This is a genomic window from Brevibacterium sp. (assembly GCF_022712115.1).
Taxonomy (GTDB): domain Bacteria; phylum Actinomycetota; class Actinomycetes; order Actinomycetales; family Brevibacteriaceae; genus Brevibacterium; species Brevibacterium salitolerans.
Map to the genome: position 1 here is coordinate 1 of NZ_JALAHB010000023.1, position 11,749 is coordinate 11,749.

Genomic DNA, 11,749 nt, shown 5'->3' on the forward strand with positions numbered 1-11,749 from the left:
CCTCTGGGACGGCTCCACGCACAGGCGACCGCGGCGGCGGTGCGGGCAGGAGTGCGGTTCGAGGCGTCTCCGAGCGCGGGTGCCGAGGCGTATCCGGACGCGCGAGCCGAGGCTCACAGGGATGCGGGTGCCGAGGTGCGGCCGGACGCTCTGTGCGTCCTCCTCGAGGCGGACCTCGTCATCGACGGCCTGCTGGGCACCGGCGCGCGTCTGCCGCTGCGCGAGCCGCTGGCCGGTCTGCTGGGCAGGTGGCAGGACCAGCGGGACCAGGAAGGCCGGCGGAAGCAGGAGAGCCGGCGAGAGCATGCTCAGCGGGAGCAGAGGGCGCGGCGGCAGCTCGTCGTCGCCGTGGACATGCCCACCGGCGTGGACGCGACCACGGGGGAGTGCGATCCCCGGCATGTGCGCGCGGACGTGACGGTGACGTTCGGCGGTGCGAAGGCCGGCCAGTTCCTGCCCGGCGGGGCCGAGGCCTGTGGCCGGGTGGACGTCGTGGACATCGGGCTGGACCTCCCGGCCGCGGAGGACCCAGAGGCCTGGGTGCTCGAGGATGCGGACCTGCGCGACTGGCCGCTGCCCGGCCCCCGCGACCACAAATACACCCGCGGCGTGCTCGGCGTCATCGCCGGGTCCGCGCGGTATCCGGGGGCGGGTGTCCTCACCTCGCGTGCCGCACTTGCCGCCGGAGTGGGCATGGTGCGGGTGCTGGGTGCCCGCGCCGTCCAGGACGCGGTGCTCGCATCCGCCCCGGAATGCGTCACCGCGCCCGGCCGCGTCCAGGCCTGGGCGATGGGCCCCGGCGCCCCGGAGCCGCAGGACTACAGGGAGTTCCTCGTGGAGGCGGTGGGCGCGGGGACGCCGCTCGTGCTCGACGCGGGCGCGCTGGAGATCGTCCCCGCACTCGTCCGGGCCGCGCACGGCGCACCCCCGCTGCCGCCGGGCTCCGTCCTCACGCCGCACGCCGGGGAGCTGGCCCGGCTGCTGAGTGCGCTCCCGGCGGAGGACGGCGTCGCCGGCGGTCCGGTTGACGCCGAGGCTGCGGGCCCCACCCGCGCGCAGGTCGAGGCCCATCCCGCTCGGTGGGCGCGAGAGGCGGCGCGGCGCGTGGGTGCCGTCGTCCTCCTCAAGGGAGGGCGGACGCTCATCGCCCAGCCGTCCGGCGTCCTCTGGGCGCCCAGTCCCGGGCCCGCCCTGCTCGCCACGGCGGGCAGCGGGGACGTGCTCGCCGGTCTCGTCGGCGCCGCGCTCGCAACCGGCAACACTACGGCCCCGGGTGCGGACGGCCCCGCGGCCCCGGGCGCAGAAGGCGCTGCCGGCTGTGCCGACGGCAGCCCTGCCGCCCGCGGCTCCGCGACGCCGACCGCCACCGCAACACCGGCCGGCACCGCAACACCGTCCGGCACCTCGGTGCCCGCTGCAGAGGACCCGCACGCCCGGGCCGCGCACCTGGCGGCGCTGGCCGTGCTCCTCCACAATCGGGCCGGGAGGCGCGCCACACATGCGTCCGCCCAGATCAGGGAGGTGGAAGGCGTGATGGTGGGCCTGGCCGGACAGGCCTCGGCGGCGGGAATGCCCGCGGGCGGTGCCACGCCGTAGAATCCGAGCGGACCCGCCCGCCGGCACTCCGGCCATCCGAACCACCGCAGCCCCCACGCTCGAACCCGAGGAGCCTTCCATGAGCGCATCCGCCCCCTCCGTCCTCCGCGCGCGCATCGATGCGCGGGCTCTCACGGAGAACGTGCGGGCACTGCGGGCGCAGGTGGGGCAGCGGCGGCTCATGTGCGTGGTGAAGGCCGACGCCTACGGTCACGGCCTCGCGCAGACGGTGCCGGCGCTGCTGCGCGGCGGGGTGAGGGACCTGGGCGCGGCCACTCTCGCGGAGGCGCTCGAGGTCCACACGCTGCTGCTGGACCTGCAGTCCGCGGTCGGAACGCCGGGCGCCCGGCAGCAGCCCGAGGCCGGCGATGAAGAGCCCAGCGAGACCCTGCCGGCCGCGGGCGATGTGCGCATCCTCTTCTGGCTGCACGACTCCCGCACGGACCTCGCTCCGGCCCTGCGTGCGGACATCGAGGTGGGCTGCTCCACGGCGGAGGGCGTGCGGCGCGCCGCCGAGGCCGCCGGCCGCACCGGGGTGCCGGCCCGGGTGCACCTCAAGGTGGACACGGGTCTGGGCCGCGGCGGCTTCACCGCCGCGCAGTTCGCCGGCCTGCTCTCCGAGCTGCGGGGCTGGACGAGCACGGAGGCCGAGCACCTGCGCATCACCGGCCTCATGACACACCTCGCCAACGCGGACGTCCCAGGTGACCCTGCCACGGCGGAGCAGGTGGCGGAGTTCCGTGCCCGGCAGCGTGAGCTCACGGCCTTCCTGGACTCGGTGGGCGGAGCGCTGGGTGATCCCGAGGCCCTGGAGACCCACCTCGCGAACTCACCGGGTGCGCTGGGCGGAGAGGAGATCGGCGGCACGATGGTCCGCGTGGGACTGTCCACCTACGGTCTCAGCCCGTTCGAGGACCGCACCGCGGCGGATCTGGGCCTGCGCCCTGCCATGTCTCTCGTCTCCCGCGTGCTCACCGTCAAGGAGGTGCCGGCGGGGCACGGAGCCTCCTATGGCCTCACCTACCGCGCGCCCGCGGACACCCGGTTCGCCCTGGTGGCCGGCGGCTATGCAGACGGCATTCCGCGCGGAGCCTCCGGCCGCGCACAGGTGACGATCCGCGGGCGGCGGTTCCCCGTGGTGGGCCGCATCGCGATGGACCAGATGGTCGTGGACGTGGGGGACGCGCCGGTGGAGACCGGAGACGCGGTCGTGGTCCTCGGCGACGGTCGCACCGGCCCGAGCGCCGAGGAGTGGGGTGAATGGGCCGGCACCATCAACTACGAGATCGTCGCGCGGGTGGGGCCGCGGGTGGACCGTGAGGTGGCGAGCGGGCCGCTCCCCGAGCCGGCAGACGCGAACGCGGCGATCGACGCTTCCCGTCTGCGGATCCGCCCGGATGAGGACGTCTCTGCGGGCGAATCCGCAGACGGGAACGAATCTGCCGATGCCTCCCGTCTGCGGGCAGATCCCGTTCGCCTGCGCATCGCGGACCGCGAGGGCATGGCCGCCTTCGCCTCCGGGCTGGCCGCCGTGCTGCGGGCCGGGGACGTCGTCGTCCTCACGGGCAACCTGGGCGCGGGCAAGACGACGCTCACCCAGTTCCTCGGCAGGGCGCTGGACGTGCGCGGCCGGGTCTCCTCACCCACCTTCACGATCGCCCGCGAACACCCCGCCCGAGGTGCGGGCCCGGGCCTTGTGCACGTCGACGCCTACCGGCTCACGGGAGCCGAGGAGTTCGAGGATCTGGGGCTCGACGCAGCCCTGGACGAGTCCGTCACGGTGGTGGAGTGGGGCCGCGGCATGGCTGAGTCGCTCGGAGACCACCTCGACATCGAGATCCTGCGGACAGGAGCGCTGGGCGCAGCGGACGCGGAAGTGACCGGAGTGGGCGCGCCGGAGGCCGACGACGGCCTGGAGACTGAGCTCACCGGTGCCGAGCGCAGCGGCGATGTGCCGGCCGGAGAGGCACACAGCACAGCGGGAGGCGCGGCCGAGCCTGCCGGCGATGCACTGGACGATGCCCTCGGCGGATCGGAGGGCGAGGACCGCGGCCCGGCAGAGTACGGAGCCGAGGACGAGGAGCGGATCGTGGTCATCCACCCCGTCGGCCCCGCCTGGGAGGAGAGGGGAGAGAGCCTCCGCGGCCTCGTGCGGGCATTCCCGTCCGCATCCGCGCACGGGGCACCTGCTCAGCCCGCTCCGACAGTGCACGCACCCACCCACCAGGAAGGGGACCGGCCATGATCGTCCTCGCACTCGACACCTCGGCGGCGGCGACCGCGGCGCTGGTCGACGGGGAGGAGCTTCTCGCCGAACGCACGGAGTTCTCGTCCCGGAAGCACGTGGAGTTCATGGGGCCGGCGCTGAAGGAGCTGCTGGCGGCCGGACCCGCGCCCGAGGCGGTGGTGGTGGGCATCGGACCCGGTCCCTTCACCGGTCTGCGGGCCGGGATCGCCGCGGGCACCGGCGCCGCCCTGGGACTGGGGGTGCCGCTGTACGGAGTGGTGAGCCACGACGCGCTCGCGCTGCGGAGTCTCGTGGACGTGCAGCCGGGGGGCCGCGGCCATGACGCCGTGCCCGGCGCAGCCACCGCCGTGGGTGCGGTGCCCACGGTCGTCGCCACTGACGCGCGCCGGAAGGAGGTCTACGTGAGCGCCTATTCCGGCCTGGACGCGGACGGACTGCCGGTGCGCACCGCGGGGCCCCAGGTGCTCGCGCCCGCCGCGCTGGCCGCCGAGCTGCCGTCCGCGGCCGGTGTGAGGCGAGTGGGCCGCGGCTTTGCGCTCTACGCCGAGATGCTGGGGGCACCGGACCTCACCGAGGTTGCCGCGCTGGAGCCGACCGCGGAGTGGCTGGGCCGCTGGGCCGGGCGTGCGCTCGCCGCCGGCCGCACCCTGCCGGGCACGGAGCCGCTGTATCTGCGGGACCCGGACGCCAAGCCCGCCGACCGCCGCGCCACCCTGCTCGCATGAGCGCCGGCGCGTCCGTCGATCACGTCTCGCCTCCCGCGGTCGTGCTGCGCAGGATGCGGTGGTGGGACGTCGCCGAGGTGGCGGAGCTGGACTCCCGGCTGTTCGGCCGGGACGCGTGGTCGCCCGCCTTCTTCTGGTCGCAGCTCGCGGCTCCGGGGGCGCACTTCGTCGTCGCAGCGCAGGGCGCGGACATCCTCGGGTTCGTGGGAGTGAGCGTCTCCGGCCCGCAGGCGGACGTCATGACGATCGGCACGGCCCCGCGGGCACAGGGGCAGGGGATCGGCCGGCGTCTGCTCACGCACGCGGCCGACCACGCGCGGGCCAGGAGTGCGGAAGCTCTCTACCTCGACGTGGCCGAGGGCAATGCGGCGGCACTGGGGCTCTACGCCTCCGCGGGATTCGCGGAGATCGGCCGTCGCCGCGGCTACTACGCGGAAGCGGACGCGATCCTCATGCGCGCCTTCCTCTGAGCGCCCTGCCAGTCTCCTGCAAGCTATCGACAAACCGCTCATATCGATTGTCTTTCGATAGGTTATTGCCCATTCTCGATGCATGAGCGAATCCGAGCACCTCCTTCCCGCCGAACCTTCGGACACCGCGCGGTCACGTGCGGCGGTGTGGACTCTGCGCGCACTGCTGCTGGTCCTCTTCGCGATCTTCGTCGTCGTGGAGGTGAGCGCGCTCTCCGGGGACCTCGTGGAGCGCGTCGACATCACCCGCGCGGTCGAGGGGATCGAGACGACCGCCCTCACGGTGACGGTGGTGGTGAGCCTGTGCGTGCAGGTCGTCATCGTGTGCATCTGGAGGCTGCTGGGCTTCGTCACCCGCGGTGAGATCTTCAGTGCGCAAGCGCGCATCTGGGTCGACGCCATCGTCGTGGTGGTGGGCGGCGCCTGCCTCTTCCTGCTGGCGGTGCTCGTCCTCGCGCTCGCGGACGGCCGCGATCCGGTCTGGCCCGTGGTGCTGGGTCTCGCCGCCACCTTCACGGCCGTCTGCGCGCTGCTCATGGTCGTCATGCGTGCTCTGCTGCGCAGGGCCACCGAACTGCGGACGGACATGGAGGCGGTGGTCTGAATGGCCGTCATCGTGCGCATCGACGTCGAGCTGGCCAAGCGGAAGATGAGCGTGGGGGAGTTCGCGGAGCGGGTGGGGATCACCCCCGCCAACGTCGCGGTCCTGAAGAACGGGCGAGCCAAGGCGATCCGCTTCACCACGCTGGACGCGATCTGCCGGGTGCTGGAGTGCCAGCCGGGCGACATCCTCGAGTGGGTGGAGGACTGATGGGCGAGCATCGTGAGCTCAGCGCCGGAGAGGGAATGAGCCGCGCTGCGACGGGTCGCGTCGAGACCGGCGGAGACCCGCCCGCGCGCATCGACACGGACGTGCTGGTGGTGGGCGCCGGCCTCGCCGGTCTGCGGGTGGCCCGAGAGCTGAGCGCACGCGGGCACGCCGTCCTCCTGTGCGACAGGCGGGCGGACCTGGGCGCCTCGATCAGGACCACCGGCATCTTCGTGCGGCGGACGCTGGACGACTTCGATCTGCCGGAGACCCGGCTGGGTCCCGCGATCCGGCGCGTGCATCTGTATCCGCCGGCCTCGGGCGCGGGCCCGGCCGCTCCGCTGGAACTGGTGAGCGACCGCGACGAGTACCGGGTGGGCGACATGTCCGGGCTCTACCTGGACGAGCTGGACCGGGCGCGTGCGGCGGGTGTGCGAGTGCTGCTGCGGACCCGGTTCACGGGGCGCACGGACGGCGGGTACCTCCTCGCCCGAGGCCCCGAGCGGCTGCGCGTGCGCGCCCGCTTCCTCGTGGGCGCGGACGGAGCGCGTTCCCGCGTGGCCCGCGAGCTGGGACTCGACCGGAACACGCAGCTGCTGGTGGGCGCGGAGGACGTGAGCCCCGTGCGCGCGGCCTCGGCGGAGCCCGTCTTCCACTGCGTCCTCGATCCCGTCCTCGCGCCGGGGTATCTGGCCTGGGTGGTCGACGACGGCGAGCACCTGCACGTGGGCACTGCCGGCTACTCCGCGCGCTTCCCCGGAGGTGCGCGCCGCGCTCTGGAGCGGTTCAGGGCGCAGGCGCCGGGACTCAGGGCAGAGGACCGCGAGCCTGCCGACGTGGAACGCCGCGGCGGTCCCATCCCGGTGGGCGGTCTGCTCCGGAGGATCAGCTCTCCGGCCGGCCTGCTCGTGGGTGACGCCGCCGGTGCCGTCTCCCCGCTCACGGCCGGTGGTCTCGATCCGTGTCTGCGGCTCTCCGACTACGCCGTGGACTGCCTCGACGACGCGCTGCGTGCCAGCGATCCCGGCATGCTGGCGCATTACGACGGCGTGTTCCTGCGGAGGAAGTTCGCCGGCCGTGTGGCGATGCGGCAGATGCTGGCCCTCGTGCGGCACCGCAGCGTCATGCGGGTGGGCTTCGCCGCGCTGCGCACACCTGCGGGGGAGGCGCTCGCGCGGCGGATCATGTTCGCGGACCGCTCGTTCCCGGACACGCCCGCGGTACCGGCCTCCGCGCTCTCCTCCTCCCTGCCCGGATCCTCCGCACCGCCTCTAGACTGGGTGCATGGCTGAGGACACCGTGGACGCATCGCTCATCGAATGGGAGGACGGTGTCGACCTCGTACTCGGCATCTCCGTGGACAGGACTCCGGCCCAGATCTGGCCGCATCTCACGGATCCGCGCCTCGTGGACGTGTGGTTCGCGGGCTTCGACCGGGACGCGGACGGCCCCGGCGAGGGCGACACCCTGCGCTTCACGTTCGACGACGAGCCCGTTCCCGGCGAGCTCCTGTCCGTGCGTTCGCCGGAGGACGACCCGGAGGAGGCCCACATCCTCGTGGAGATCGACGGGATCGGCCGGTTGGGCGTCACGCTGCGCGGTGAGGCTGGCGGCGGGGCGGACGGTGAGGAGACCGGCAGCGTCTCCACCCGCATCTCGCTCGCGCACACGATCGCGGATCCGGACACGGAACCGGACGTCATCCGCACGGTGGTGGAGCAGGTGGGTCCCGTCTGGGAGACGCATCTGCGGCTCCTCGCGGCCGAACTCGCGCACGAGGCCGGCGACGCCTCCGCCTCGTTCGACGTGCCGGAGGCGGACCTCATGGCCCGCTACGCGGATCTCGCCGCGGAGCTCGGATGACCGCCGGCCCCCTCGTCCTCGGCATCGAGACCTCCTGCGACGAGACCGGCGTGGGCATCGCCCGCGGCACCACCCTGCTCACCAACACCGTGGCCTCCTCGATGGAGGAGCACGTCCGGTTCGGCGGAGTGGTGCCGGAGGTCGCCTCGCGCGCCCACGTGCAGGCCATCGGCCCCATGATCGAGCAGGCGCTCGCGGACGCGCAGGTCTCGCTCTCCGACCTCGATGCGCTCGCCGTCACCGCAGGGCCGGGGCTCTCCGGTGCGCTCATGGTGGGCGCGGCCGCGGCGAAGGGCCTCGCGGCGGCCACGGGTCTGCCGCTGTACGGCATCAACCACCTCGCCGCCCATGTCGCCGTGGACCTCGTGGCGCCGGACTCGCCGGGGCTGGTCACTCCCACCATCGCGCTGCTGGTCTCCGGCGGGCACACGGAGATCCTGCGGATCGGCGACATCGTCGAGGACGTGGAGCTCCTGGGCGCCACGATCGACGACGCCGCGGGTGAGGCCTTCGACAAGACCGCCCGCCTCCTGGGCCTCGACTATCCGGGCGGCCCCAACATCTCCAAGGCTGCGGCAGGGCTGCTCGACGGCACGGGGGTGCCCGGCGATCCGCAGGCCGTGCGCTTCCCCCGTGGCCTGGCGACGAAGAAGGACCTCCGGGACCCGGAGCGCCGCTACTCGTTCTCGTTCTCCGGCCTCAAGACGGCCGCCCTCCGCACCATCACCGCTGCCGAGGCAGAACTCGCCCGGAGCGCCGAACCCGCGGGCACGGCGCCGACCCCGGCCCCGGCCTCGGGCGCAGCCCCGGCTTCCTCTCCCAACGGAAGTTACGTCTGCGTACCGGCCGTGCAGGGCGGCCGCTACGCAGACGTAACTTCCAGCGGAGCGGGAGCGGGAGCGGCTTCCGCAGGGGCAGAGGCGCGGGGTGAGCGCGGGCCTCTGCGGCTGGCCGATGTCGCCGCATCCTTCGAGGAGGCCGTGGTGGACGTGCTCGTGAAGAAGACGCTGCTGGCCTGCGCGGACACGGGCATCGACCACGTCCTCCTGGGCGGAGGCGTGGCGGCGAACGCACGGCTGCGGGAGAAGCTCGCCGAGGCCTGCGCGCGGCGCGGTGTGATGCTGCGGGTGCCGCCGCTGAGCCTGTGCACGGACAACGGCGCGATGGTTGCGGCGCTGGGAGCGGAGATCGTCTCCCGGGGGCTGGCGCCGTCGGACATGGGGTTCGGGGTGCTGTCGTCATTGGAGGTGGAGGATGTCCTCGTCTGAGCGCGAGCGCGGATCAGGGAGCGAGCACGGGCCCGAGGGCGTGAGCGGGTCGGAGCGTCGACGTTCTCCTGCGCGTGGGGTGGGGAATGAGAGCCCGCCTGAGCGCGGGGACCTCGATCCGGAGCTGCGCGCTCATCTGCGGGCGCGCAGACGGGCCGGCGACGGCTGGGTGGAGACGCCCCGGGGTAAGTTCTGGGGGCTGTTCGGAGCGGCCGGCCTGCTCATCCACGACCCTGACCGCGGCGTTCTGCTGCAGCATCGCGTCCACTGGTCCGCGCACGGCGGCACATGGGGGATCCCCGGCGGGGCCATCGATGCAGGGGAGACCCCGCTCACCGGTGCCATCCGCGAATGCCACGAGGAGGCGGCGGTGCCGAGGTTGGACGGCGCGGACATCCGCTTGCTTGACTCTCATGTGGTGGACATGGAGGGGTGGACGTACACCACGGTGGTGGCGCGCGCCCTGGAGCCCCTGGAGGAGCGCATCAACGACATCGAGTCCGTGGAGCTGCGCTGGGTGCCGCTGGACGACGTCACCGACTATCCGCTCCACCCTGGCTTCGCCTCCGCGTGGCCCGCACTGCGGGCGGTACTGGAGGACGCCTGAGCGGGTGGACCCGGCCTCCGCGCCGAGGGAGGGGTACCCTGTTCTCCGTGCTCCTCCGCGAGTAGTCTCGGACCATGAGTGAGAGCACAGCTGCACCTCAGCCCTGGGACGAGTCCGGCGTCGAGCGGATCCTGGTGGTCGTCGCGCATCCGGACGACGCGGAGTACGGGACCTCCGCCGCGGTCGCGGAGTGGACGGCACGCGGCATCGAGGTCGCATATCTGCTGCTCACCGCAGGCGAGGCCGGCATGCAGCGGCCGCCGGAGGAGGCCGGACCGCTGCGTGCGCAGGAGCAGAGGCGCGCAGGTGAGGCGGTGGGGCTCTCGCGGCTGACGATCCTCGACTTCCCCGACGGCATGGTGGAGTACGGGCTGCCGCTGAGACGCGCGATCGCCCGTGAGATCCGCACGTTCCGGCCGGATGCGGTGGTCACCGGCTCCGGTGAGCTGTTCGTCGGATGGGGCATCGACCACGCCGACCACCGGGCCGTGGGGCTTGCCGCGATCGACGCGGTGCGGGACGCGGACAACCGCTGGGTTTTCCCCGAGCTCCTGGCGGACGAGGCCCTGGAACCCTGGGGTACCACGTGGCTGCTGCTGACGGGCCGGGAGCCCAACGTCTGCGTTCCGGTGGGGGAGGAGGCGGTGGCCGCCGCCGTGGCGTCGCTGGAGGCGCACGAGGCGTATCTCGCGGATCTGCCGTGGCACCCGGCACCGGCCGACTTCATCCCGGAGATGCTGGAGCAGACCGGCCGCGCGGCGGGAGTGCCACACGCGGCGGGCTTCGACGCGCATCGCCTCCGGCAGTGAACACAGGGCCGCACCCGTCCGGCGGGGCAGCCGCCCTCACCCGAGGAAGTCCGGCAGCAGCCGCTCGGCGCTGCGGTAGGTCCTCGCTTTCAGCACCTCACCTCCCAGGAAGCGGTCGATGACCCGCGGGTCCACATAGGAGTTCCGCGCGATCGCTCGGGTGTTGCACAGGAAGGCGGCGACCTCGTCCAGTGCCGCATTCACCTCCCTCTTCCGTCGCGCCTGTGAGGCGGCAGGGTCGTGCCGCCTCGCCAGAGCGCGGGCGGCCCGGACGGTCGCGTGCCAGGTGCGGAAGTCCTTCGCCGTCATCTCGACGCCGGTGACCTCCTGGAGGAATGCGTTGACCTGGGCGGCGCCGAGTTCGTGCCACCCCTCGTCGTCACGCCAGCGCAGCGCGGGCTCGTCCGCCGGCCCCAGCACATCGGCCAGGGCTGCGGCGAGATCCTGGTCGCGGGCCTCGAGCTCCACGTGCTGGTGCGATTTGCCGGGGAAGCTCAGGCGCACCCGTGTGCGAGAGACCTGTACGTGCTCAGCTCGCAGCGTCGTGAGCCCGTAGGAGCCGTTGGCCTCGGCATACTCCTCGTTGCCCACCCGGATCCCGAAGGTGTCGAGCATGCGGAAGGCGATCGCCGAGGCGTGCTCCAGGTCATCGCGGCGGCTGCGCAGGAGGGTGGTGACCGTGCGTCGTGCGGTGGGCAGGGCAGGACCCACCTGCAGCACCCGGGTGAACTTCTTCCGCGCCTGCTTCGCGTGCCAGGCCGGGTGGTAGAGGTACTGGCGGCGACCGGCGTCGTCGGTTCCTGCCGCCTGGATGTGGCCGCGCGGGTCGGGGCAGATCCAGACGTCGCGCCAGGCCGGCGGGATCGCCAGGGAGCGGAGGCGGGCACGCTCGTCCGGGTCCGCGATCGTGGAACCGTCCGGCGCTGTGAAGGAGTACCCGCTGCCGCGGCGGCGGCGCGTGATCCCCGGAGCATGCGGATCGCTGCGCCGCAGTCGTCCGGCGCTTCGCCGCGAGGAAGTGGACATGCATCGATGATAGACAAGGTGTCTTGAATCTGTGCATGGTCTCGGCAAGCTTGCGACGAGTGCCCTGGGGGCGTGTGTGCGCCTCGCCCTGTCGGCGGCGTAGGGAGAGCTGAGCGCTACTGGCCGGTGGCGTCCACCTCCAGGGGGCCTGCTGAACGAGTGGAAGACATCGGAGATGGCGTACCTGGGGGCACCTGGATGGATGACGTCCCCAAGGAGTTCCGCGACGACGTGGTGCGCGTCGCGGAGAACCGTGAACCTGGCGTCACGATCGAGCAGATCGCGAGGGACTTCGGCGTTCACCCCATGACCCGCAGATGTGGCTCCAA

12 protein-coding genes are annotated in these 11,749 nt (G+C 73.1%); 11 read left to right on the top strand and 1 reads right to left on the bottom strand.

Annotated features, from left to right (window positions below):
* The 11 genes from Q0A33_RS00990 to Q0A33_RS01040 all read left to right on the top strand — a co-directional run.
* The coding region (locus tag Q0A33_RS00990; protein WP_291791823.1) for a bifunctional ADP-dependent NAD(P)H-hydrate dehydratase/NAD(P)H-hydrate epimerase at nt 1–1,596 on the top strand (1,596 nt) is incomplete at its 5' end.
* Between the two features lie 79 nt (nt 1,597–1,675).
* Nucleotides 1,676–3,841, top strand: coding sequence for an alanine racemase (alr, locus tag Q0A33_RS00995; protein WP_291791825.1), 2,166 nt, complete (start codon nt 1,676–1,678; stop codon nt 3,839–3,841).
* Nucleotides 3,838–4,569, top strand: a complete 732-nt coding sequence (gene tsaB, locus Q0A33_RS01000; protein WP_291791828.1) for a tRNA (adenosine(37)-N6)-threonylcarbamoyltransferase complex dimerization subunit type 1 TsaB — start codon at nt 3,838–3,840, stop codon at nt 4,567–4,569. The genes alr and tsaB overlap by 4 nt, the downstream gene beginning before the upstream one ends.
* Nucleotides 4,566–5,039: a ribosomal protein S18-alanine N-acetyltransferase gene (rimI, locus tag Q0A33_RS01005; RefSeq protein WP_291791830.1), complete on the top strand. Its 474-nt coding sequence runs from the start codon at nt 4,566–4,568 to the stop codon at nt 5,037–5,039. The genes tsaB and rimI overlap by 4 nt, the downstream gene beginning before the upstream one ends.
* Nucleotides 5,040–5,121: 82 nt before the next feature.
* Nucleotides 5,122–5,643, top strand: a complete 522-nt coding sequence (locus tag Q0A33_RS01010; RefSeq protein ID WP_291791831.1) for a DUF2975 domain-containing protein — start codon at nt 5,122–5,124, stop codon at nt 5,641–5,643.
* Nucleotides 5,644–5,850 carry a helix-turn-helix transcriptional regulator gene (locus Q0A33_RS01015; protein WP_291791832.1) on the top strand — a complete coding sequence of 69 codons (207 nt, stop codon included), beginning with the start codon at nt 5,644–5,646 and terminating at the stop codon, nt 5,848–5,850.
* Nucleotides 5,850–7,139: an NAD(P)/FAD-dependent oxidoreductase gene (locus Q0A33_RS01020; RefSeq protein WP_291791833.1), complete on the top strand. Its 1,290-nt coding sequence runs from the start codon at nt 5,850–5,852 to the stop codon at nt 7,137–7,139. Before Q0A33_RS01015 ends, Q0A33_RS01020 begins: the two co-directional genes overlap by 1 nt.
* Complete coding sequence (locus tag Q0A33_RS01025) at nt 7,132–7,710, top strand: hypothetical protein (RefSeq protein WP_291791834.1); 579 nt, start codon at nt 7,132–7,134, stop codon at nt 7,708–7,710. Before Q0A33_RS01020 ends, Q0A33_RS01025 begins: the two co-directional genes overlap by 8 nt.
* Nucleotides 7,707–8,978, top strand: a complete 1,272-nt coding sequence (tsaD, locus tag Q0A33_RS01030; RefSeq protein ID WP_291791836.1) for a tRNA (adenosine(37)-N6)-threonylcarbamoyltransferase complex transferase subunit TsaD — start codon at nt 7,707–7,709, stop codon at nt 8,976–8,978. Before Q0A33_RS01025 ends, tsaD begins: the two co-directional genes overlap by 4 nt.
* 79 nt (nt 8,979–9,057) lie before the next feature.
* Nucleotides 9,058–9,585, top strand: a complete 528-nt coding sequence (locus Q0A33_RS01035) for an NUDIX hydrolase (protein ID WP_291791838.1) — start codon at nt 9,058–9,060, stop codon at nt 9,583–9,585.
* Nucleotides 9,586–9,659: 74 nt separating this feature from the next.
* Entirely contained in the window at nt 9,660–10,394 is a 735-nt protein-coding gene (locus Q0A33_RS01040) for a PIG-L family deacetylase (protein ID WP_291791841.1), read from the top strand.
* A gap of 36 nt (nt 10,395–10,430) precedes the next feature.
* Here Q0A33_RS01040 and Q0A33_RS01045 read toward each other — a convergent pair whose 3' ends face one another.
* Nucleotides 10,431–11,420, bottom strand: a complete 990-nt coding sequence (locus Q0A33_RS01045; RefSeq protein WP_291791843.1) for a DNA topoisomerase IB — start codon at nt 11,418–11,420, stop codon at nt 10,431–10,433.
* Nucleotides 11,421–11,749: the final 329 nt, after the last annotated feature.